18 protein-coding genes are annotated in these 23,647 nt (G+C 41.4%); 4 read left to right on the top strand and 14 right to left on the bottom strand.

The window, feature by feature from the left end; translation table 11 throughout:
- Positions 1-31: 31 nt before the first annotated feature.
- Positions 32-679 carry a YkgJ family cysteine cluster protein gene (locus RJ41_RS14370; RefSeq protein WP_039222220.1) on the bottom strand — a complete coding sequence of 216 codons (648 nt, stop codon included), beginning with the start codon at positions 677-679 and terminating at the stop codon, positions 32-34.
- A 67-nt stretch (positions 680-746) separates the two neighbouring features.
- On the opposite strand from RJ41_RS14370, the gene RJ41_RS19515 reads away from it, so the two are divergent.
- The gene (locus tag RJ41_RS19515; protein ID WP_276203242.1) at positions 747-878 is read left to right on the top strand and encodes a hypothetical protein; all 132 of its coding nucleotides are present in this window, start codon (positions 747-749) and stop codon (positions 876-878) included.
- Between the two features lie 175 nt (positions 879-1,053).
- A complete protein-coding gene (locus RJ41_RS14365) occupies positions 1,054-2,460 on the top strand; it encodes a mannose-1-phosphate guanylyltransferase/mannose-6-phosphate isomerase (RefSeq protein WP_039222218.1) in 1,407 nt (468 codons plus the stop codon).
- A gap of 134 nt (positions 2,461-2,594) precedes the next feature.
- On the opposite strand, the gene RJ41_RS14360 is transcribed toward RJ41_RS14365, so the two are convergent.
- From RJ41_RS14360 to RJ41_RS14300, 13 genes are all read right to left on the bottom strand, one after another.
- A complete protein-coding gene (locus RJ41_RS14360) occupies positions 2,595-3,782 on the bottom strand; it encodes a nucleotide sugar dehydrogenase (protein WP_039222215.1) in 1,188 nt (395 codons plus the stop codon).
- Between the two features lie 43 nt (positions 3,783-3,825).
- Positions 3,826-5,544, bottom strand: coding sequence for a glycosyltransferase family 2 protein (locus RJ41_RS14355; RefSeq protein WP_039222213.1), 1,719 nt, complete (start codon positions 5,542-5,544; stop codon positions 3,826-3,828).
- A 103-nt stretch (positions 5,545-5,647) separates the two neighbouring features.
- Entirely contained in the window at positions 5,648-6,730 is a 1,083-nt protein-coding gene (gene rfbB, locus RJ41_RS14350; RefSeq protein WP_039222212.1) for a dTDP-glucose 4,6-dehydratase, read from the bottom strand.
- Positions 6,731-6,765: 35 nt separating this feature from the next.
- Positions 6,766-7,635, bottom strand: coding sequence for a dTDP-4-dehydrorhamnose reductase (rfbD, locus tag RJ41_RS14345; protein WP_039222211.1), 870 nt, complete (start codon positions 7,633-7,635; stop codon positions 6,766-6,768).
- Between the two features lie 53 nt (positions 7,636-7,688).
- On the bottom strand, positions 7,689-8,234 hold the full coding sequence (rfbC, locus tag RJ41_RS14340) for a dTDP-4-dehydrorhamnose 3,5-epimerase (protein WP_020744372.1): 546 nt from the start codon (positions 8,232-8,234) through the stop codon (positions 7,689-7,691).
- Positions 8,235-8,260: 26 nt separating this feature from the next.
- A complete protein-coding gene (gene rfbA / locus RJ41_RS14335; protein WP_039222209.1) occupies positions 8,261-9,139 on the bottom strand; it encodes a glucose-1-phosphate thymidylyltransferase RfbA in 879 nt (292 codons plus the stop codon).
- Positions 9,140-9,235: 96 nt separating this feature from the next.
- Entirely contained in the window at positions 9,236-10,348 is a 1,113-nt protein-coding gene (locus tag RJ41_RS14330; RefSeq protein ID WP_039222207.1) for a sulfotransferase family protein, read from the bottom strand.
- 8 nt (positions 10,349-10,356) lie between these two features.
- Positions 10,357-11,592, bottom strand: a complete 1,236-nt coding sequence (locus RJ41_RS14325; protein ID WP_039222205.1) for a glycosyltransferase — start codon at positions 11,590-11,592, stop codon at positions 10,357-10,359.
- On the bottom strand, positions 11,585-13,318 hold the full coding sequence (locus RJ41_RS14320) for a glycosyltransferase family 2 protein (RefSeq protein ID WP_084081902.1): 1,734 nt from the start codon (positions 13,316-13,318) through the stop codon (positions 11,585-11,587). Before RJ41_RS14320 ends, RJ41_RS14325 begins: the two co-directional genes overlap by 8 nt.
- 35 nt (positions 13,319-13,353) lie before the next feature.
- Positions 13,354-14,913, bottom strand: coding sequence for a sulfotransferase family protein (locus tag RJ41_RS14315; protein WP_039222203.1), 1,560 nt, complete (start codon positions 14,911-14,913; stop codon positions 13,354-13,356).
- Positions 14,900-15,658, bottom strand: coding sequence for a glycosyltransferase family 2 protein (locus RJ41_RS14310; protein WP_039222201.1), 759 nt, complete (start codon positions 15,656-15,658; stop codon positions 14,900-14,902). The genes RJ41_RS14315 and RJ41_RS14310 overlap by 14 nt, the downstream gene beginning before the upstream one ends.
- Positions 15,651-18,566 carry a glycosyltransferase gene (locus tag RJ41_RS14305; protein ID WP_039222199.1) on the bottom strand — a complete coding sequence of 972 codons (2,916 nt, stop codon included), beginning with the start codon at positions 18,564-18,566 and terminating at the stop codon, positions 15,651-15,653. The genes RJ41_RS14310 and RJ41_RS14305 overlap by 8 nt, the downstream gene beginning before the upstream one ends.
- A gap of 1 nt (position 18,567) precedes the next feature.
- The gene (locus RJ41_RS14300; protein ID WP_039222197.1) at positions 18,568-19,455 is read right to left on the bottom strand and encodes an NAD-dependent epimerase/dehydratase family protein; all 888 of its coding nucleotides are present in this window, start codon (positions 19,453-19,455) and stop codon (positions 18,568-18,570) included.
- Between the two features lie 362 nt (positions 19,456-19,817).
- Here RJ41_RS14300 and RJ41_RS14295 point away from each other — a divergent pair, with 362 nt between their 5' ends.
- On the top strand, positions 19,818-20,648 hold the full coding sequence (locus tag RJ41_RS14295; RefSeq protein WP_039222195.1) for a hypothetical protein: 831 nt from the start codon (positions 19,818-19,820) through the stop codon (positions 20,646-20,648).
- The coding region (locus RJ41_RS19590; protein WP_039222193.1) for a CARDB domain-containing protein at positions 20,645-23,647 on the top strand (3,003 nt) is incomplete at its 3' end. The genes RJ41_RS14295 and RJ41_RS19590, both read left to right, overlap by 4 nt.

Here is a 23,647-nt window from a genome sequence, read left to right as displayed (position 1 = left end):
TCATGACTCTGACCCCAGTGTTTACTGCATGTTACGCTGCAACGCCGTCATTTATGTTTTGCGAGTAGAAACTTAGCGTGAGTATTTTTTCTAATATGTAGCGTAGCGCATCATTTATAGGCATAAGCTTATCGCCTAACTCGTAATCCAGTTGCGCCAGCTTTTGTCTACCTTCAGCAATCATTGGTGGTTTGCTGTTTGATATGGGCATGGGGTCAGAGTTGTTACTCTGACCCCATGCTGGCTGTATGGCGATAAGCGCAGCCGCATATTTTTCAGGTACGGCTTGCTTTATTGGTTTGCATACCGAAAGCGTTGCTTCGCCTGACTTTGTTTTATAGCCTGCCGCACCAAACATACGACAAATCCCGGGGCGGTATTCGTAAATTCCGCAATAACCTTCTGTACCGTCTAAGCTCAAGCGTTGATATTGCTTGCATGCAAAACCGCTATAACTTTGAAGTTCATCGAATACTTGTTCGGCTTGCCCTGTGTCAAACAAATACAAGGCTAATGGCAGCATTTCTAAAGGCGACACTTCAATATCAGGTTTATTGCAACATGCGCCGCATTTTTCAACACAGCTTAATGACTGACTTGATTGAAATGCGCTGAACTCTTGAGAGAGCGATTGGTAAACATCCATTACTTGGCTGGAAAGCTCACGCAGCCTATTCATAACGACTCCGCTAATAAAAGCAAACTAAAACGAAACGAGGTTCACGCTGTGTTAAACGGTAGGTAACATGAACTCAACACTTTGTTTACTGGTTTTAGTAACCAGTGAACAGATAGCACTGGAGGCAGAAATGTACTCTGACCCCAATATTTTAAAGCATGCTTCTTCCCCGCCGGGTGTGAGTAAGCTTGAGGCTTAAAGGCAGGGGTTGAATTGGCGCGGATTTTATTTTGATTTTTGAGGTTTGGGAAGTTTTTTGTGAGGCAAAAGTGTAATAACTCGAACTCCACCAAAACAGCCTTTATTCGTTTAAATATCTAAATAACTTAGTATACTGAGCCAAGAATATATATACCAAAAATCAAGGAACGCTAATGAAGCCAGTTATTCTTGCAGGCGGTACCGGAAGCCGCTTATGGCCAAAGTCACGTGCTGCTTTACCAAAGCAATTTTTGTCTCTTACGTCTGACAAAACCATGATTCAAGACACTGTATTGCGACTTGATGGCATTGAGTCTCTGCCGCCTTCTATTATTTGTAACGAAGAGCATCGCTTTCTAGTTGCTGAGCAAATGCGGCAGATCAATATTGATAACAGCGACATATTACTGGAGCCAGTTGGGCGCAACACAGCTCCAGCTATAGCACTAGCAGCATTTCAAGCTATGGAAGGAGGCGACGATCCCATTCTTCTGGTTTTGGCGGCTGATCACTTAATTCAAGATAGCGATACATTTCAGTCGAAGATAAAGGAAGCTCACGCTTTAGCTGAACTTGGCAAGTTAGTCACATTCGGTATTGTTCCTACTCAACCGCATACAGGCTACGGCTATATAAAAGCCGGTAATAAATTGAACATTGGTTTCGATGTGAGTGAATTCGTTGAAAAGCCAGATATGCCTACCGCTACCAACTACGTTAACTCCGGTGAATATTTCTGGAATAGCGGCATGTTTATGTTTAAAGCTAGCGCCTTTTTAAAAGCGCTTCAGGATCACGCTCCCGAGATTTACGCAACATGCAAAAAAGCGATAGAGAAAACAGAAAAAGACCTCGACTTTATTCGCATTGACGAAGCAATCTTTGCTTCATGTCCTAGTGACTCGATCGACTATGCGGTCATGGAAAAAACATCAGAGGCTGCCATGGTGACACTAGATGCTGGTTGGTCTGACGTAGGCAGCTGGTCTTCTTTATGGGAAACAGGTGAAAAAGACGAAAACGGTAATGTCACCACAGGCGATACGCTACTTGAAGGCACTAAAAACAGCTACGTAAATGCAGAGCATAGTTTGGTTGCAGTTATTGGCTTGGAAGATGTTGTAGTTGTTGAAACCAAAGATGCTGTTATGGTGGCAAATAAAAAAGATGCTGAACATATCAAAACAGTAGTTAACAAGCTGAAAGCTGAAAAGCGTCCTGAATTTGAATTTCACCGCGAGGTATTTAGGCCTTGGGGAAGTTACGATTCCATCGACAATGGCGGGCGATTTAAAGTTAAACGCATAACTGTGAAACCTGGCGAAAAGTTATCTGTTCAAATGCACCATCACAGAGCTGAGCATTGGGTGGTAGTTTCTGGTACTGCTAATGTGACCATTGGTGATGAAACTCAAATGCTAACGGAAAATGAGTCTGTTTATATTCCTATTGGAGCCGTTCATGCATTAGAAAACCCAGGGAAGATTCCACTCGAACTCATTGAAGTACAGTCAGGCGCTTACCTTGGCGAGGACGATATTATTCGTTTTTCTGATAGGTATGGGCGATCTGACAAATAACCGCATTCTAAGACAAACAGTTTATTGAGGTTAAAAGAGAGCCAGGCTATAAACCTGGCTCTTTTTTTAGAAGGAAATAATGTACTCTGACCCCATAGTTTGAGGAATAATGTACTCTGACCCCATAGTTTGGTTTAGTCGGCGTTGAACAGGTCGCGGCTGTATACTTTATCTAGTACGTCTTCGATATCGCCCGTTACACGGTTTGCTACAATTACGTCAGAGATTTTCTTAAACTCTTCTAAATCATTTATTACGCGAGAATTAAAGAAATCTGCTTCCTTAAGCACTGGCTCGTAAACTACAACCTCAATACCTTTTGCCTTAATGCGCTTCATAATGCCCTGAATAGCGCTTGCTCGGAAATTGTCTGAACCGGTCTTCATTATAAGGCGGTAAATGCCAACAATCTTAGGGCCACGGCTTACGATTGAATCAGCAATAAAATCCTTACGGGTGCGGTTGGCATCCACAATGGCCTGAATCATATTATTCGGCACTTCACTGTAGTTCGCAAGTAACTGCTTAGTGTCTTTTGGTAGGCAATAACCACCGTAGCCGAAGCTTGGGTTGTTATAATGTTTACCAATTCGCGGGTCTAAACCTACGCCTTCAATAATTTGTTTTGTATCTAAGCCGTTTCGTTCTGCATAGCTATCCAACTCGTTAAAATAAGCCACACGCATTGCTAAGTATGTGTTGGCGAATAGCTTAATCGCTTCAGCTTCAGTGCTGTCGGTAAACAACACATCGATGTCTTCTTTTATAGCACCTTGCTGAAGTAACTTAGCGAACACCTCTGCGCGCTCGCTACGCTCGCCCACAATAATACGGCTAGGGTGAAGGTTATCGTAAAGTGCTTTACCTTCACGTAAAAACTCTGGCGAAAAGATTAGGTTTTCAGTACCGAAGCGTGCTTTTGCGTCTTTAGTGAAGCCTACTGGCACGGTCGATTTAACAATCATCACGGCATTAGGGTTAATTTCCATTACCGTTTTGATAACTGCTTCTACACTACCCGTATTAAAGTAGTTAGTTTGCGGGTCGTAATCCGTAGGAGTAGCGATTATAACGTAGTCAGCATTTTTGTAAGCAACCTGAGCATCTAGTGTTGCTACAAGATCAAGATCTTTTGTTGTCAGGTACTCAGATATTTCTTTATCTTCAATTGGAGACTTCTTGTTATTCAGCATCTCAACTTTTTCAGGAACTAAGTCGACCGCTTTCACTTCATTGTGTTGCGCTAACAACACCGCATTTGATAAGCCTACGTACCCCGTACCAGCTACCGCTATTTTGTATCTGCTCATTGTTGATTCCATTTTTCTAACAAGTTCCAACTTTCAAATTAATTCAAAGCTACTTCTAACCAGAAAACTCTTCTTTCGATTTGATGGAAAAGTTCTCACGCATAAGTGTAAGGTTTGGGCTATACGCGGGGTCATGCTGGATATACTCGCCCCACTGTTGTTTTAAAAATTCTAGTTCACGATTAAACCTTACTGCTTTTTCCGGCGCATGGTCTAACCCTCTACTCACCGACTCATGATGATATAGCTCGGCTTCAGCGCAGTAAACATTTCGTACACCGGTCTCTTTAACCCGCAGGCAAAAATCTACGTCATTAAAGGCTACGGTTAGATCTTGTTCATTCAAACCGTTAACGTCTACAAACAATGATTTCTTTACTAACAAACAAGCCGCCGTAACTGCAGAATAATTCTGTGTTGCAATTAAACGCTTAATATATCCTGGGTGATACCTTGGGAAGTATTTATGTGCATGACCTGCACCACCACCGTACCCGAGTACAACCCCAGCATGCTGTATTCGGCCATCAGAGTACAACAGTTTAGCCCCAACACAGCCAATATCGTCACGTACTGCATGCCCTACCATGCTTGTTAGCCAATAAGGGTTTATTACTTCAATATCATTATTGATAAGCCCTATTAGCGAACTAGTTTTAGAAGCATGTTGTACGCCAAAATTGTTAATTGCTGAATAATTGAATTCTCCGGGATAACGAAGAACACGAATTTTGGAGTGCTTCTCTAACTTAGCAAAATAATCGAGGCTTTCTTTTTCATCAGATCCATTATCGATGAGTAATATTTCATAATTTTGATAAACGGTTTTTTCTAATATTGACTCTATACAGGCCTTAACAAGCGCCTTGCCATTTTTGGTAGGAATAATAAGAGAGACTAAAGGCTCAGATTCAACAGGCCATTGAATAGTATTTACAGCGAGCTCTTCGTTATAAGACGGCGTTGCAGAAGTAAAGGATTCTACAACCGTTCTTATGTCAGCCAGAGCCTCAAGCGTAATCTTTTTATTAGGTGAACGATGAATTAGTGTATAAGGTATATGTTCGACTGATGAGTGCGGTAGCTTTATCCATAGTTCTAAAACGATACCTGCAATTGTCGAAGATCTTACCCCACTCCGTTTCACCAAAGCAGCGTTACACATGACGCCTGTAAAAATATACCCCGTAGAAAGTTGAAGGTCAGGGTTCCAGTCAGGCAAAAAGTGAGGAGAGACTCTTCGAGCTTTAGCGTCAATCTTATCGGTATCACAGTAAACAACATCGGCGCCACTGTCGCATGTAAGAAACACGTCAAACGATACTTTTGATATTGCATCTCCGCTATTTAAAAGCAGAAGCCTCGTCGATTCTGATAAATTATCCACCGCTTCAGAAATTGTTGAAGCACAACGTATTGACTCGTCACCACTGTTTTCAGCCACCACACAGATGCGTTCATGGTTTACGCCTAACCGGTTGAGCGAATCTAACGTTAAAGATAGACTTTTTGCCCCAAAGATAAGCACGTAAATTTCATGGCCATTTTTGTCGACAGAAGCCATCTCTTGGAAGTATTGCGCCTGTTGTTTGAGATAAGCACTATACAAAGCCATACGTTTTTTTTCAGAAGGGAAACCATAAAACAAACCCGAACGCTGTAGAGAGCGACTATAAAACTCGGTAAGTCTATGATTGCTTTTCAGCTTGTTTCTAACTGCCTTAGGCACTAAACCAACAGCGCCTTTAACGGTTAACATGGCCAATTTCTTCATACAGCTAATTCAATCCCTAACAGCGGTATCTAACAACACCAAACAACAAAAAAGCCGCAATTTTGCGGCTTTTCTATCATATCACGAATTAAAGTGACGAGTATCAGCTACCTGTACCTAAACGTTCGCCTTGGTAACTGCCGTCAAGAACCGCTTTCCACCAGCCCTCATTTGCTAAATACCATTCAACCGTTTTGCGAATACCACTTTCAAACGTTTCTTGAGGCTTCCAGCCAAGTTCACGCTCAATTTTGCTAGCATCAATAGCATAGCGCATGTCGTGACCTGGGCGGTCTTGAACGTAAGTAATCTGCTCAGCGTATTTGCTATCTTTCGGCTTAACTTCATCCAAAATTGAACAGATAGTTTGCACTACTTCAATGTTTTGCTTTTCGTTATGGCCACCAATATTGTAGGTTTCACCAATTTCACCGTTTAGTGCAACTACTACCAAGGCGCGTGCATGATCTTCAACATACAACCAATCACGAATTTGATTGCCTTTGCCATATACAGGTAGTGGCTTACCGGCTAGTGCATTTAGAATAACTAGTGGAATAAGTTTTTCTGGGAAGTGGTAAGGGCCGTAATTGTTAGAGCAATTTGTGACAAGCGTTGGTAGCTTGTATGTGCGAAGCCACGAACGCACTAGCTGATCTGAACTTGCTTTACTTGCTGAGTAAGGTGAACTAGGCGCATAAGGTGTAGTTTCCGTAAAGAGTGGGAGCTCTGTGCCTGGCTCAACTTCATCTGGATGAGGAAGGTCGCCGTATACTTCATCAGTAGAAATATGATGGAACTTAAACCCTGCTTTTTTATCGCCTTCAAGAGCAGACCAATACGCTCTTGCCTGCTCCAGCAGAGTGTACGTACCGACAACATTGGTCTGAATGAATTCACCTGGCCCATCAATTGAGCGGTCTACGTGAGACTCTGCCGCAAGGTGCATAATGATATCTGGCTGGTGCGTGTTGAAAACGCGCTTTACTTCTTCAGCATCACAAATATCAACTTGCTCAAAACTGTAGCGGTCGCTGTTTGAAACCGAAGTTAATGACTCTAAATTACCCGCGTAAGTTAGCTTATCTAAATTAACCACTGTGTGATCAGTGTCGTTTATAAGATGGCGAACAACTGCAGAGCCAATGAAGCCCGCGCCACCTGTTACTAAAATCGTTTTACTCATTTTCTTTTTACCAAAAATAATTCTGTTCTTGCCATTTAGGCTTTCAATTCATCTAGCATGCTAGCTAACTGCTTACGCCAGTGGGTAGGCTTACACGACGCAAATGCTTCGCGCGCAGTTTGTTTATCTAGCACACTGTAGTGAGGGCGCTTCGCAGGCGTTGGGTACTGACTTGATGGAATGGGTAAAACCGGAATAGCCTTATTCAGTAAACCTTTATCAATGCCAAGCTCTTGAATAGCTAACGCAAAGTCGTACCAACTTGCTACGCCTTCGTCGGTCCAGTGATACACGCCACGGGTATTATTAACGGCGGCAGAAACACAAGCTTCAGCCAAACCCTTCGCCCATGTTGGTGTACCAATTTGATCATCTATTACAGCTAACTGAGGTTTATCAGCCATCAAGCGCAGCATGGTTTTCACAAAGTTATTGCCATGCGACGAGTAAACCCACGCAGTACGAATTAGGCAGCTGGCTTCTGGCAGTATTTCAAGCAGCGCTTTTTCGCCTTCGGCTTTGGATTTGCCGTAAGCACCTTGCGGCTCGATAGGGTCATCAGTTAAATAAGGCGAACCTTTGTGACCGTTAAATACATAATCGGTAGACACATGAACCATAAAGGCACCGTTAGCTTTACAGAAGTTTGCTAAGTTCTTCACAGCAAACGTATTGATAGCATTACACGCGTCGGTGTCTTCTTCCGCTTTATCAACTGCAGTATATGCCGATGCGTTTATTAAAACATCGGCTTCCAAGGGCGATAGTTTCTCTTCAATATCAGAAGAGCTCGTAATATCAATATCGTCTCGCCCTAAGAACGTGACTTGGTGCTCGCTATTTTCTAGCTCACGAGAAAGCTCAAATGCTAGCTGCCCAGACTTACCTATAATTACAATATTCATTAATCGCTAATACTCGATGAAGGCCAATAAACAGCCTGTAAACCCGGTAGTTGTTAAAACGTAGGGGCATCTACAAATGCCAAACCAGCTTCGTCTTTCCCAGATAAAGAAGGTTTCTCTCCGTTCACTAGCGGCCAGTCGATATTCAACGTTGGGTCGTCATATTTTACCGATACCTCAGATTCCGGATGATAGTAGTCTGTGCACTTGTACACAAACTCAGCCGATTCGCTGGTTACATAGAAACCATGAGCAAAACCCGCTGGGACCCAAAGCTGGCGTTTATTTTCAGCAGACAGGGTTACACCCACCCACTTTCCATAGGTAGGTGAGTCTTTACGCATATCTACTGCTACATCGTATACTTCACCGCTTACCACACGTACCAATTTACCCTGGGTTTGCTCCATTTGATAATGAAGGCCACGAAGAATACCTTGGCTAGATTTCGAGTGGTTATCTTGAACGAAATCAACATCTGCGCATTCTTTTTTAAACCAGTCGGTGCGAAACGTTTCTAGGAAAAAACCGCGCTCGTCACCAAATACTTTTGGTTCAATAATTTTAACGTCAGGGATGTCTGTACTAATTGCTTGCATAGAAAAAATATATCCGTTCTTAGTATTTATTTAACGCGGTCGTGAATAACTTTCAGCAGGTAATCACCATAGCCGCTCTTTTTAAGTGGCGCAGCTAACCTTTCTAGTTGCTCAGCATCAATATATCCCATACGGAAAGCAACTTCTTCAGGGCAACATACCTTTAGGCCTTGGCGCTTCTCGATAGCCGCTACAAAGTTTGCAGCATCTAGTAGTGAATCGAGCGTACCCGTGTCTAACCACGCAGAGCCTCGACCCATTAGCTCTACTTTAAGTGAACCATCTTGAAGGTATAGATTGTTCAAATCAGTAATTTCAAGCTCACCACGTGGCGAAGGTTTAACTTCTTTCGCAAAGTCTACTACACGGTTATCATAGTAATAAAGACCGGTTACTGCGTAGTTCGATTTAGCCACTTCAGGCTTTTCTTCAATAGAAAGTGCATTCCAATTTTCGTCGAAGTCTACTACACCATAGCGCTCTGGATCGTGAACGTGATAGCCAAATACTGTAGCACCATGTTCTTGCTTGAATGCATTTTGCAAAGACACTTTTAAGTCGTGACCGTAGTAAATATTATCGCCCAGTACCAATGAACAACTGTCGTTGCCAATAAAGTCTTCGCCAATTAAAAACGCTTGAGCCAAACCATCAGGTGATGGCTGCACTGCATATTGGATGTTCATACCTAAAGACGAGCCATCGCCAATTAGGTCAATAAAGCGCTGCTGTTCTTCAGGGGTGGTTATGATGAGGACATCTCTAATACCCGACATCATTAGGGTAGTTAGTGGGTAGTAAATCATCGGCTTGTCGTATACAGGCATCAACTGCTTACTAACTACTTTCGTTAATGGGTGTAGGCGAGTACCCGACCCACCTGCTAGAATTATCCCTTTTCTCATAAATTACTCACATCTTGTTCTTAAAGGCAGTTTACGACATTTGGCCTATTAAAATAAGGTACTGTCTGTTTAACTACGCTAATTCGTGTAGACTTTTTAGTGATTGAAATAATGCTCGGTTAATGAATAACCGGCTCTTTCCATTTCTGTACCACAAATTTCCTCGAACCTCTGTTTCTGCTCATTGGTCCAATTCATATCAACCAATGATTTTGGCACTCCGCCTTCATCGCTGGTTTTTTGCGGTGTTTCACTAGCTTGATAGTTTAACATTTTAACATACGCACTTTCTGGCAACGCTAAAAAGTCAGCTAGTTGTTTAATTAAAGGCGCGGCGTCTTTTAATAGCGTAAATTGTTCAACTTCAATAAACCAGCTCTTATGCTTCAAGAGCTCGTTGTTTAGGTGCCTTTTATTTCTGCGCCAAATCGTGAACGCTTGCTTCCATTGGTTACAATGCCCTTCAAAGGGAACATCAGCGAATTTCCGCATTCGTGAGGCAACATTCTCGATCCCTCTTCTTTTACAGTAAACAACCTTCGCATTGGGATACACCAGAAACAACAACGAAAGAGTATTGAGCATTGGAACACCAGGCGTCTTGTCGATTAACACAGGTCCCGTGTAAAAAGTAGAATAGAGCTCTCTAAACTGCTGAATTTGTAAGGCTTTCACATAAGTTGGACTTACTTCCCAGGTTAACGTGCCTTCATTAGTAGCCGCTGGGGCCCCTTTTACATATTCAGTTACTGTTGTTACTAAATTTTGTAGAAGTTCGGCCATGTGCGATTCGCCATGGCTTTTAACCTGAAGCCCCCGCTGCACCATATTTCCAACCACGGTTGTTCCACTTCGCGGCGAACCAAGCACAAACACAGCCTGTGGTAAATCGATAGCCGGAAGAAAAGCAATATTACAGGTGAATGTTTTATGCTCACAAACAACAGACACTTTGAACACATTTACACGATTTTCGAGCGGTAAAAGGTCAAAGGCCAGGCTATTGGTTTCTTGTTCAACACTGACATACTGATATTTTTTATCGCCATTCAACAACGCGGAGTGAGATAAAAAAGTTGCTTCTGCTGAAATTAGCTTTCCATAAGATGGATTTACATTAAGCGCTAAGTTAGCGTTTGCCAAACCTGTGCAAGCATTTGAAAAAGATGAAAGTGTAACTATTTCATCAATAAAATAAGACCATTGCATGATGTACCCTAATATAGCGCTAAGTTTGCTTTTGCGGTTTCTGAAAGCTTAGGAGGCGGAATGATACCAGCTACACATTGTTTATGAAGATTTTTATCCTTCGCAACTTTTTCTAAAACAGCGCACAGCGATAATGGTTTCCCTACGTTGAAGTGAAGCCCATTTTTCATATTGGTTACTTTCTCAGCCATTCCCCCGATGTTACTTGTGATTACCGGAACGTTCGACCTGAACGCTTCTTGTATTACGATAGGAGAGTTTTCATACCAAATAGAGGGCACCACCATCCAATCTGTGTCTGCAAGCAGTGCTGGCAATTCATGATTTTCGTATGGGCCATGCAGGAAAACCGTGCCTTTTAACCGTTTAAGGGCTGAGTACACTTTTTCCTGAAATTCGGCAGGCTGATATTCTAAGTTTGCTCCGTGGATGTTAAGCACAAACTGCTGGCGGGTATCTTTGTCCATTAGCAATAGTGCGTCTAGCAAAACATCTAGCCCTTTAAAGCAGTTAATTTGCCCAAAATAAGCCAAACGCACTTTAGTCGAAGAACGGCTAACGCTATCGTTCATCTGAGCGTGCTTATCTAATTCCGGCGTACCGTTTTCAATGACTTCAATAAGCGAACTATCAATACCCCAGTCAACATAGCGCTGCTTTAAAAATTCAGACGGCGAAACAAAACGGTCCACAACAGAAAAAGCACGCTTTATGTACATTTCACGCATAAAAAAGTCGGCGGGCGACTTTTCAGGAAAGCAATTATGGCAGTTTCTTGGTGATGACTTAGCACACAACTTTTGTGAGTGAGGTTTCAACATTAAGCCGTTAGCATGGCAAATCGCCAGGTACTCGTGAAGCGTAAATACAATTTTCGCTTCAGGTAACGTCTTACGTACTTCTAATAGGGTTTCTACACCCATTAAAAAGAAATGATGAAAATGTACAACTTCTGGCTGCAGTCGCTTCAGCAAGTCGCGTAGTTCAGACCAAATATACCTAGTGCGTATATTAGAAAACAAAAAGTCATCGTCTTGGCGCGTATGAAACAACAACTCATTTGCCTTATTGCGAACGGAAAATGCCGCACCGCCATGAGGCGCTTCTTCACTTCTAGCCAGAAACGTAACATCATGCCCTAACGTTTCATATTCGTTAAATAGTTGATAGGCTGCGATTTCAGCCCCGCCTTTATGCACATCCGGGTGCCCGTGGGCAATTATTAAAATTTTCTTTTTATCCATTACCCGCTACCACGTTTTCTACTTCGTTATTCCATTTATTTGTATGACGAAGCCCGTTCACCATAGACAAGGTGTGCTTCCACGTATTGCCAGACACCAACGACTGCGACAAGCGTTCTAAGTGGTACATATGCACTGAGCCAGAAACCGCAATACGTTTTCCTGTGTTGCGCACTTTCATACATAAGTCGGAATCTTCAAAATCACCTAATATATAACCAATATCGAACCCGCCCACGTCTAGGTACTGCTGTTTAGTCATGAGCATTAGTGCACCAGTAACAGCCTGTGCTTCTTTTATATCAAACGATTCAGTAAGCGATAAAGGAAAGCCTTTTTGCGGATGATAATTCATCCACATGCCGGGGTGAGAGGGGTCTTGCATGTATTCCATGCCCTGGTGCTGAATGGTATCGTCTTCGTACAGCAACGTACCGCTTAATATCCCCACGCTTTCTGCATTTTCAAACTGCTGTAAAAGCGCTAAAAATTGATGTGGCTTTTTAGGAATAACATCTGAATTCAGTAAAACAATATGCTCTGATGAGGCATGACTAACGCCAAGATTGTTTGCGCCGGCATAACCCAAGTTTCGCTCGCTTAATACTACTTTAAAAGGCACACCAAAGGTTTCAAATACCCCTTTGCACGTAACCATAAAGGCATGTTTTATTCTTGGATCGTCTAGAACATAGACTATTTCAATATTGTCGAAGTCAGAATCTAAACTGAATTGCGACATTTGAATTTGCACAAAATCGTAACGCCCATAAATAGGGATAACAAGCGATAGTAAAGGGTTAGCTACTTCATCACCAAACAGTTTCACGTCTACCGCATTAGGTGCTTGTAAACGCCCAAGCCAACTTTTTTCTATAGCAGACGTTACGTGCTTTGTTAACTTGGGGAACTTAGCCGTGTTGGTAATATCAACATTGGCAAGAAGAATTTCTGTAAGCCAGGTTTCTTCCCTTCTAAACGGTTCGGCTTTAAGTGCTGAGCCTGTAAAAAACGTGCCGTCGACGCTGTACATTAGCTCTATATTTGGGCTAATAGGTTCTGGAAGCGAAACCGTAAAGGCAAAGCCTATCTTTTCCCCGTAACTTATGGGCAATTCTAGTGCTTCAGCTACATCATACCTGGGGTGAAAAAACGCATCTTGTAGAATACAGTCGGAAATAATGTTGTTCAGCCGCAGGTTTATACGCTTGAATAAGCGAGCCTCGTCCAACACCCAACCAATTATTAATACTGTATGTGCATCCAATGTAAATGCGTAGTCGATTTGAATTCTACTGTCTTTATGAGACAGAGATAGACTTGAAGGGGTATTTTCACTAAAAGACAGCGATTTTTGCCCCCAATAGAAGCCATTGCGTTCTAGTAGAGCCGTTGCATCATTAAAATACGCTGAAGGCAACACTTCCAATTCAGCTAATTGCTGAGTAAACGAAACGTCATCAAGGTTGATGCGCTGAGTAACTTCTCCCCATGTTACTTCTATTTCGTTTTCACTTGTATTAGCTAACGCTATTAAAAAGCCGGTGCTGTGTTCTTCTGAACACTGCATGACTGCACAAACATCTGGGCGTTTAAATAACAGAAGATCACTAAATTCGCGAGCAAACTGCAGTTGATCCTTTGAAATATCATCGCCTACGACTGCCCACCCTCCTAGTAGCAGTTTAGAACCCACTGCAAAGGCAAAGTCTATTTCTAATTTCACTAGGATTTCCACCACTTGAATTTTTAGTTCTTCTGTTACACGAACATCGCGTCTAACATTTTTTGTATTTCACTGTCCTTGGTCAGCGCCGCAAAAATCTGTGTCCAGCCATCTAGGTCAATATCATCGGCTTGAGAATAACTAGCAAATCTATCAACTCTGCCAATATATATCCCGGCCACATCCGATTTTTCGAGTCTCCTTTCTGAGGGGTCATTCTTTTTTGTAACAACTAGCAACTTATGTCCAGAGTTACTATTTACAAGCTGCATGTGGAGTTGAAGAATATCTGTCCAAGCAATTCCCTCGTTAGCCTTGATGACGAACAGGGCCGGTTTTTGAACCAGTTGATGTCTGAATTTATAGTTCAAATAGTCAAGCTTTTCTTTTTCTCTTTCAAAAATCGACGTAAACTCTTCTTCGCTTACAAGAGCACGCTCCCCTTCTCTAACGGTAACCAAACTACTGTGAAAATAGAAACCAGTCCCTTCATCAAAAATCAAATCTGAGTCTTTCAGCCGCAAAGAGTTTTTTTCATACAGAGAAGAAGGTGTTTCGATAAATTTTATTAAAGCCTTTATTGGAGTGATTGCCCAACGGAATAGACTTGAAGGCTCATAGGAATGCGCACGCTGGAAGAAACCGAACTCGCAGTTATCACCCAGACTTTCTGACATTCTTAACAACTTCGAAAACAGAGGCCAATAATCTCTTTCTTGTACTCTGCCTTGCTTACCTTTCAAGCTTCTTGTGCTCTCAGATATATCTGTTTCCCATTTTTCCGCGATGTTTTTATTGAAAGCCGAAAATTCGCGTGCGACCGGAAGAGCAAGCTCTGCGAGTTCAAGTTTTACCTCGTTAGAAAATTTAGGGAACAGTGACTTTTTACCTGTTCCTTTATCTGAACCGAAATAACTGGAAAGCTTTTCCTGTGGAATACTGCTATTTTGGTAAATTCCTAAAAAGTCACAAATCTCTCGCAAATAACTCTCAGCATCTTTTGCAAAATCCTCGTAATAAAACACTTTAAAGCGGTCTCCAAAAACAGCGCTCCATCGCCTTACAATTTCACTATATTGGGAGCGTTTTTTCTGAACTGGCGCTTTTGCGAAATCGATTAAAGTTTTTGCTTCGGCTTCGCCTCTAAAATTACCATGCATATATGCATGAAGTTTTACTTCAGACAATAATCTGTCTAGCGGATTCCTTAGAAACAAAAAAACCTTCGACTCTTTAGGAATTGAGTTGAAAACTTGTTTTATAGTTTCCTCTGGCATGATTGCGTAGGAGGGACTGATATCAAGAGATGGCATATCTTGACAACCCATTAATTTAAGATAATCCTCTCCAGATTTGTCAAATGACAAAGACTTCCAACTTTCTAACCACCTAGCTTGTCTAGCATTTAAGCCCTCACCTCGATGAAAATTTAGGGTGTTACTAACTTCACTTTCCGAGCGAGGCTCCCACCAATATCTAACTTCCTTTATGCAAGGTAAGAAAATTTCAGTCGACGAGGCCAAATTGTTAAACAACCAGGTTGTGCCAGAGCGGGGGGCCCCTATACATATATGAATAGGTTTAACTTCTATCATTTAAATCTCCTTGCATCTTGTATTTTTGCATTAAAGAAGGGGTCACTTTATTTTTATCTTTTTCTGCGTTTACAGAGACTGAGGCTGTTCGCCTCCTTTTGAAATGTATCGTATCTTTGACCAGAACATGCCTGAAATTTTTTTCTATTAGTTTACAGTTCCAATTGTAATCTTCATGAGCAAATCCAAGAGCCAGATTGTTGCCTGGAATCGGGCAAAAATTAAAAATAGTGCGGTGAGCAAGACAAAGAGCATCCCAATAGTTAGCAAACCTTAAATATCTCAAATCAAAATAATCGCTAGACGGATCACCCTGTCTTACAAAAAGATCAGCATTGCCAAAAATAAGATTGTATTCAGGGTGAAATATTGTTTTTTCCCTAAGTTCATTCTCAGAACTTTCGACCATTTTCCAAGCATTTACCAACCAATTTTCGGACCATAAATCATCACCATCCAAAAACGCTATATATTCACCATTACTACAATTTATAGCAGCCATTCTAGACAGACCGGGATCACCATTTTTACCACGATAAACCTCAATGCCCAAACTTTCTGAAACCTCGTTCGCGAACGCTAGTGTTTGTGAATCACTATTATCCAAATATATAATGATTTCATGTGTTACAGAAAACTCACCTTTTAATTTTTCAATTGCTAATCGTGCGCTTTCTATTGCTGGTAGTATGTATTGACGCTCTTTATGACAAGTTACAAGTACACTTATATCAATCTTAGACACTTTTTAAATTCCCTCTAAGAACCTCAGCATAATTATTAAAACTTCTCTCTCCCAACTCCGACCTATATGATTCGTGAAGATTGCCAGTCCTGCAAAAATCGCTTATTTGCTTTATCTTCTTCAAAAAAGATGAGACTTCGTTGGTCTCGGCAATACAATTTGGGGGTAAAATTTCGCTAATCCCCCCAACGTTACTCGCCACAATTGGTATCCCAGTAGCCATCATTTTTAATAGAATAGTGGGAACACCGTCCCAGTCAGCAGTATATAAAAACAACGTTGGTTCGGTTTCCAAGACTTCTTCTATGTCCTCAAAAAGTCCCATCAGTCGAATATTTGCGCATCTAGAAAAGTCGTATTCAATACCTGAGTCTATTACTTTTTTGCCCCAAACTTCGAATGTGAATTCGGGCAAAGCGTCTGCAATTTCGATTAATAAGTCAGGACGCTTTTGGACATCGAACCTGCCGGCCCAGCAGATTGTCTTATTATCGTTGGAGAAATCCCTCAAGCTTGACGGATTGTAGGCAACAGGTGTCTTCAATGTAATAATTTTCGACTCTACAGCCTTCGAAAATGGTAAGCGATTTAACAATATATTTTTAAGTGAATCACTATCACAGAAAACTTTCGTAAAATACGTTATTGTTGACCCTAAGTAATTGGCGGGGTATCCGTCAACGTTACCGAATTCATCTCGGTCATCGCAAAAAACATAAGCGTATAGCTCGGTCAGCGAGGAAATTTGTCTTCCATACAATTCGATTGCTTGCCATAAAACGCCGCAGTTTAAATTAAATACAGCCTTTGCACTACTACCAACAACTATATCGTAAACCAATTCGGTTAAAATATGAGCTAGTAGTGGGCTGTCATGAAATTTGGTCGAATAAAACTCACTCAAATCAATTATATCTTCACGGGAAAGTCCGTGGATCTTAAGTGCATCTGAATCGACTTTACCAACGCTAACGATGGAAACTTTTTTTGAGGGAAATGTATACTTGAGTGCATGATATAAGTTGGCTAGGACTGAATCTGCCCCACCGAAATTAATACTATCTCTAAAAATTATAAGATCCGTTTGGCCTAGTAGTTTTTCTACCCCAGCGCCAGCTGAATAGTAATCTGAGTTGAACGGCATTACGCTTATAGGTAGTTTTGGATTTAAGGGTTTTATTGACGGCTCTATTTGACTTATTTTTTCAATTTGTTTAGTAAGTTCAGAAGTATTTTTCAAATCAAATAGATTTTGAGTCACTATTGCTCTCGCAAAATCTTTCAGACGTAAACTATTACCATCAGTATTTAACGGAGATATACTGGGAGCAGGTTTGACTTGCCTCCCCATACTTTCCTCCAAGAAATAATACGTTGTTCCATTTAAGCGGTTTGTTTTATAGGTATTGTAGATCCATTTAGGGTCGAAAAATCTACAAGCTACCCTGTCTTCTTTTTGTCCATGCAGCAAATAATGTTCAATTATAGGTTTAGGGTAGCCTTCAAGGTCGCGATTCATTTTCAGATAGAAGGATAAATCAATTAATGGCGAACAAGATAAGCTATCTCGCTTTTCATACCACTCGATAAAGACTAAACAAGTGTTTAATTCTGTTGTTTCTAGCTCTTGTTTAATGAACCTTGTATCAAATAAGGCCGAGAAGTCACTTTGGCAACCATCTTCAAACCATTTTTTTAGATCATTAGCCAAGCTTTTTTTTGAGCAACCTATTTCTCTGAAAGTTAAAAGGGAGTAAAAAAGAAGCTCACTATTTGGTGCCGTTGAGAAAAAGCTGGATGGTAGATACTCTAAAAGTACACTTAAAGCTTGAAATATGCTTTTCGAGTTATATTCAGGATTAATATCCAATAGGCTCTTATAAAGCGCTGTTGTTACATCTTTCGAAAGCTTATGCCAATCGAATGGCAACAGTGCAGACTCAGTTGATTGATGAAGTATGAAATAATTCGGTGAACGCCCCTCAAACTGACCGTATATCACATAATGCTTATACAACTCAAAGTCACTAAGCGAGTTGAGGTCGCTGTATAACTCTCTATAATAACTAACGTCAATTAGAGGAGTTGGCACTATAGAACTGGTTTTACAGTGGTGCAGTAGAGCAGCAAACAAACTTTCAAATTGTAAAGATGTTTTCGACTCATAATATTTTAAGTCAAACAGAGTTACTTCTTCGTCACTTAGATCGTTGATAGAACCAACTTCAGCCAAGCAACCGGAAGAAAGACTACTTAAAAGCAAAAGGTAGTCATCATACGAGTCCAATTCTATAGTGCTGACAAACTCATTCAAAGATTCAAACAGTTCCAGAACAGTAGCATCATTTCTGTTCACTCGTGACCATTGCAGCAATAAATCAAAGTCTTGGGCCGCTATCCTTTCACTCTTGAGGTACTCGTAAAGGGAAAGCGATCGATCCTCACCATCTGCAACCTCATCAAGAAAAACTCGAAATTCATTAAAGTCCAATAATTTACAAGGAACTCGCCAACTTTCAAATCTACCGTGGAGCCAAAAATGTTCGAACGATTCGGCATCGCATCCATCAAAAGTTCTACAGTAAAATTTCTCGTCAAATATTTTTCTTAAAAATGAAAAGTAATCAAGTCGGCTAACAACAAGAGGAGAAAATCCATGTCTTTTCTCCTCTTTCCCATGCTTTAGAAAATGATAGAGCGGATTAAGGTTTGATAGCGCAACGTCACGATATTTAGCTAGGTAATAGCCTGAATCAAAAAAGTTTTCTACATATAAAGTTCTGCACTTCCAATTTTCAATATAATCCGAAACCGGCTCAACAACGTCATACTCTTCCTGATAAATAGAAAAATCCAAATCATGCTGTAAAATTTCATTTTTTATTAAGTTATCTACTTCATCAGTCATTTTACTTTTTATCCTTGATAGCATTTAACTGCTCTATCAAATATTGCTCTACATCTACAGTTACTACTTTACCAAAGTGACTATTAAACTTGGAATTGGACAAATCGTTTACAACAATATCCTCTTGAGAAACCTCTATTTCATTAAACTTTATTACGTCCGGGAATTGTTTTTCAACAATACTCATTAAACTTTCCAATGAGGTACTATTACCGCTGCAAACATTGAACACTCCTCCATATTCAGAAGTCGCTAAATCGACTACCTGAGCAGCCATATCGTTGATGTGAATAAAATCTCTCTTGGCGCCTGAAGAAAAAAAACATTCGAAGGGTATTTTTGCCTTAAGCTTGTTAACAAGAACGTCCACAAAGCCATGGCTTAAAGTATGTTCGTTTCCATACGGGTTAGAGACCCGAGCTATCGATAGAAGTGTACTCGATGTTTTCAATCTGTCTATCAACACCATCTCCTCTATCCATTTTAGTCGGCCATACCAACTTATCGGAGAGGCGTAATCTGACTCAGAAGCAGGCCTTTTACACTCACCATACACAGTACCACCGGAAGACAAATGCACAAACCGGCTAACTTCTGATTCAACAACTAACCTACTTATAACGTCTATATTAGCCATTCCTAACGCAAGCGCGGCATCTGGATTAACTCTGAAATCTCTAGGCTTTAGGGAACCAACTGCATTTATTACACAATCAAACCCCTTAAGAATTTCAAGCACTTGGTCGTCATAACTGTCAAGGGATATCTTGTGGATTCGCTTATCATTGCTCGATCGGTCAATCCCTGCCCAATCTATCCCTCGTAGATCTAATTCTCTGCAAATACCCTGGCCTAGAAATCCAGACGCACCAAGAACACAAATACTCATCTAGTTTAAATCCCTAACATAATTTCAAAAAAAGCTTCGACCACTAAATAGCGACATTTTAATAATTCAAAAAGTTAATATCATTGTTTTGTGTGTCCATTAAGCCACGGGATAAGGATAACCTACACTCGTATTTGATTCACCACAATTTGAAGAAAATCTTGATATCAAATACCAATTAATGTGGTTACATTCCCCAACATCTACGCTAGTATTTGAGCAGCTAATGTATAAAGAGTGCATCACGTAACATAACTTGATACTTAGTGGTTAGTGGTATATTCAGCGCATCAAACAGATAAGTCTCAGCCAATGCCATCTCACTTACAAGATGCACGTTATTTTTATCATGGAAGATATGGATGTTTTTATCTACTGGCTTTTCAATTAGCCGCGCTAAATGTATCACCGCCGCATTACTATTTTTGTTCAATGCCCCTGCTTTTTCCTATGCAAAAACACATGAAATTATTGTCGAGAATACCGTACCCGAGGCATTAGCTGCCTTTGTGGCTGATAAGACCGCCCAGAACTACCATCAAACTACAGCGCTCGCTTCTAACGATGTTTACTACAACCTAGACGGTAGCATAGCTGCTTATGTATTTTCCTATTGGCTTGATAATAAAAAGAAGCCGCTAGCTATTTCTGCGGTAAAGGTAGATGAAGTAAAACAAAATAAAGCATTGTTTACTTCGCTTACTCCCCAAAACAGCTCGCTTGAAGAACGAGAAAGCGCATTAAGTTTGTTACGTCAGGCCGAAAACGCGTTAAGGCGTAGAGATGAAACCGTTACGATAATTATATCGGCTTCGTTTCAGTCTGAACCGGTATTAGACAGGTTCTTCGGTATACCTCACCATTTATACAAACAGCCTTTGTATTTCGGTAGCAGTGTAGCTAGCGCAGCCTTGCTTAAAAGGCAGGTGTTAATGCTATCTGTAAACGAACTGTACTTTTTCGCGCCGTCGGTAAGTGCAAAAACAAATTCTAATAAAACTGTTGCGCCAAGTATAAACAACGCTTCCTCTATTCATTCTGTAAATACAGGGCTAGCTGCGGATATTAGTGCATTGCAGCTTCGTAGCTCAGGCCAACAGATGCAATCTGCGGTTACTGATGATGCCAGCGCTATTCACAGCCACTGGAAGATGTACAAAGCAATCTTTGATAAAAAGGTGGCTGCAAAATGAAATATGTTCTTTTAGTTTTTCTGTTTCTCATTTCTACACAGTGTAACGCGGCTAACTTTTCACTTCCTAAAGGAGGCGCGCATTGCGAAAGCTCTGTAAATAGCATTAAAACTTGCAAGGTTAACTGGGCACATGATGTCGATCACGGCACTCACAACTTTAAAATTTCTGATACTGATTTTGGCACCACCTACTATTTCAAAAACAAAGATGGAAATGCTATTTCGGAGTGTGCATCGGTTACCAATAAACAAAAAACCACTTTTTTTGGCGACTGGACACCCGACTGCGATTACGCCGTTTATCAAGACGGCGACTATGAGTTACATGGCGTAATAGCAAACGGAAGCGTAGTTGAACATCATATATGGGCATTCACGGTTAGAAAGAAAAAGCCCGACCTTGTTATTTCTGCTCTTTCTTTAAGTAACACGGTGCTAGATGCGGGTGAAAACCTTACCGTAAATTATACGGTTAAAAATCAGGGCGAGGCGTCTACCGGTAGTGGCCCAAAGCACTGTGTTTACTTATCAGCCGACAATATTATTGATACCAGCGATAAGTGTTTAGATGAAGACTCGCAGTTTTCGATTGGCGCGGGTAATACTAACTCTGAAACCACGTTTATCTCGATACCTGATGATACCGAGCCGGGCACTTACTTTATTGGTGTTTACGCTGACTATAAAAATGCTATTACCGAGTCTGACGAAACCAATAACACTTCAGCCATTGAGATTACTGTACCTAAAGCCACTGATATTGTTTTAGCAAAATGGATAGGTGCGCTGGAGCGGCATGAAAACGAAAGCGTTGATATGCATGCAGAAGTGCGCGGCTTTGATGTTGGCACGGCCATTAAATTTCAAATTTACGAAGATGATCTTGCGGGCGACGACCCAGTCGAAACTATACTTACCTATGTTGAACAAGATGAAAGCTCAGGGAAACTGGTTGCTAAAGCGTCGTGGAATACAAAGTATGTTGAAGATGTTTATGGGCACCCCGAGTACTATTTTAACGCTGTAATAGGCAGTTATAAGAAAAGCTCTGGCACATCTAGCTCGCAGCTGCTTACCGTTGTGCCTGCAAATGTTCCCGATATTGACTTTACTTACGTTGAGCACCTTGGCTCTCCGCTTATACTAACCCCCTCGCCGCGCGTAAATGAAAACACTAACATAAAAATTGCTGTTCAAAATAAAAGTACTGTTGCAATTAGCGAAGGCTTTACCGTCACGCTTTTTGATGAAACCGAAGGGGTTGAGATTTATACATGGCAGATAAGCGAATTAGCGGCTTTAGAAAAGCAAATATTAACTATTCCAGAGACCGCCTATAATGCATCGCATTGTGCTCAATACTGCTTTATCAGTACAGGCATTCACCGCTTAACGGCAACTATCGATACGTTAAATATAAATAACGAACTGACATCGAATAATACCATTGAGACCACGATAAACGTAACGCTTGCAGATAACACTGATAAAAAACTTACGGTTATTACCCACGGCTACCAAACCCTTGGTGAATTGCCCGATTGGCCTATCGATATGGCTAAAGCTATTCAGAACAGAGCGCTAGGTGCAAACGGCAACGCCGAAATATGGGTGTTCAACCCGGTTAGCGCGCAGCTAGAGCGTATAGGTGAAGCATTAGAAGGCACAAACCATTTTATTGTTGTTCATGACTGGACTGAGCTTTCGAATAACTTATCCCCTGGCTATTCAGAGGCGTCAGCACAAGCCCTTTTAGGTGCCATTGTTCACCTTCAAACAAATCAGAACATTGATGAATTTACTAATGTGCATTTGATTGGTCATAGCAGAGGTACGGTAGTGAATAGCGAACTTGCCGAGCGTATGCTAGGAGCTGGCATGCCCGTTTCGCACGTTACTACGCTCGACCCTCACGATTCAGGTGGACTAGAGCTTGCCTACACCGACTACGATGTAAACCCCGGGCGCCTTAACGATGGCATAGTGAATTGGAAGGGCATTGAGTGGGCAGACAATTACTGGCAAAACGGTAGCTTGGGTATTACAGGCCGCAATATTGTGTCGACATCGTCTAAAAAGTTAATGGAGCTGGGCCATACAGATGTGCATGCCATGTATAGCGGTACCATAGATATGTTTACCGAATCGGTAGAGCCTTATTGGTACGACTTTAATTTAGTAGATAGACGAAAGCATGGCTTTAATTTGTCGAAAACGGGCGGACTTTCCTATTTAAGAACTTCAGACGACTACATCTTCGACAGTTTATTCGCGGCAAATCAGCAAGTAGAAAGTGACTTTACGTGGACAACATTAGGGCACGGCATTGTAAACGGTAACTTATCAAGAGGTAACTTAGGGGTTGGAGGGCTATTTATGGACATCCCTGGGTTTGAACTTTTAGATACTGGCGCAACAAGCGCAGCGCGCATAATGACAGCTGGCGGCAATGCGCTGCTAACACTCGAATCTAGCGACCAAAAAATTACGATTAACCCTTTTTATGTTCCCGCATCGGTTAACGGCATTAGCTTTGATGCTTGTAATACGCATTTAACCCTTGATGCAACGCTTGAATCGACTATTACAATTCAACAAGCGTCAGTAAGGCAGCACGATATAGCCGCTAACAGTTGCGTAAACGTGCGCATTCCCACTGGCACATCTGGTGCTGCAGCTCTTTCTTTACGATTGGCGTCTGGCGTTCAAGGTTATGATGTGACTATCGACAACATTGTATTTGTTGATGATGAAAACAATACACTTCCTGACAATGACGGCGACTACATTGATGATACCGTCGACAACTGCCCAACCATTGCCAACCAAGATCAGCTAGACACTGACAGCGACGGCTTAGGCGATGCCTGCGACAGCGATGACGACAACGACGGCATGCCGGATGTGTATGAAGCGCGTGTGGGCTTAAACCCACTAGTGGCTGATGCCGATGGCGATGCTGACGGTGACGGCCTTTCTAACCTTGAAGAGTTTGAA

Origin of the sequence: Alteromonas marina (assembly GCF_000808575.1) — a bacterium.
GTDB classification, from domain to species: domain Bacteria; phylum Pseudomonadota; class Gammaproteobacteria; order Enterobacterales; family Alteromonadaceae; genus Alteromonas; species Alteromonas marina_A.
Note: the sequence above shows the minus strand (reverse complement) of the source record. Positions and strands in the feature narration are given on the sequence as shown.

Excerpts from the sequence above, each read along its gene's own strand:
- RJ41_RS14370 (WP_039222220.1), bottom strand. The coding sequence starts at position 679 with ATGAATAGGCTGCGTGAGCTTTCCAGCCAAGTAATGGATGTTTACCAA.
- RJ41_RS19515 (WP_276203242.1), top strand. The coding sequence starts at position 747 with ATGAACTCAACACTTTGTTTACTGGTTTTAGTAACCAGTGAACAGATA.
- RJ41_RS14365 (WP_039222218.1), top strand. The coding sequence starts at position 1,054 with ATGAAGCCAGTTATTCTTGCAGGCGGTACCGGAAGCCGCTTATGGCCA.
- RJ41_RS14360 (WP_039222215.1), bottom strand. The coding sequence starts at position 3,782 with ATGGAATCAACAATGAGCAGATACAAAATAGCGGTAGCTGGTACGGGG.
- RJ41_RS14355 (WP_039222213.1), bottom strand. The coding sequence starts at position 5,544 with ATGAAGAAATTGGCCATGTTAACCGTTAAAGGCGCTGTTGGTTTAGTG.
- rfbB (WP_039222212.1), bottom strand. The coding sequence starts at position 6,730 with ATGAGTAAAACGATTTTAGTAACAGGTGGCGCGGGCTTCATTGGCTCT.
- rfbD (WP_039222211.1), bottom strand. The coding sequence starts at position 7,635 with ATGAATATTGTAATTATAGGTAAGTCTGGGCAGCTAGCATTTGAGCTT.
- rfbC (WP_020744372.1), bottom strand. The coding sequence starts at position 8,234 with ATGCAAGCAATTAGTACAGACATCCCTGACGTTAAAATTATTGAACCA.
- rfbA (WP_039222209.1), bottom strand. The coding sequence starts at position 9,139 with ATGAGAAAAGGGATAATTCTAGCAGGTGGGTCGGGTACTCGCCTACAC.
- RJ41_RS14330 (WP_039222207.1), bottom strand. The coding sequence starts at position 10,348 with ATGCAATGGTCTTATTTTATTGATGAAATAGTTACACTTTCATCTTTT.
- RJ41_RS14325 (WP_039222205.1), bottom strand. The coding sequence starts at position 11,592 with ATGGATAAAAAGAAAATTTTAATAATTGCCCACGGGCACCCGGATGTG.
- RJ41_RS14315 (WP_039222203.1), bottom strand. The coding sequence starts at position 14,913 with ATGATAGAAGTTAAACCTATTCATATATGTATAGGGGCCCCCCGCTCT.
- RJ41_RS14305 (WP_039222199.1), bottom strand. The coding sequence starts at position 18,566 with ATGACTGATGAAGTAGATAACTTAATAAAAAATGAAATTTTACAGCAT.
- RJ41_RS14300 (WP_039222197.1), bottom strand. The coding sequence starts at position 19,455 with ATGAGTATTTGTGTTCTTGGTGCGTCTGGATTTCTAGGCCAGGGTATT.
- RJ41_RS14295 (WP_039222195.1), top strand. The coding sequence starts at position 19,818 with ATGTTTTTATCTACTGGCTTTTCAATTAGCCGCGCTAAATGTATCACC.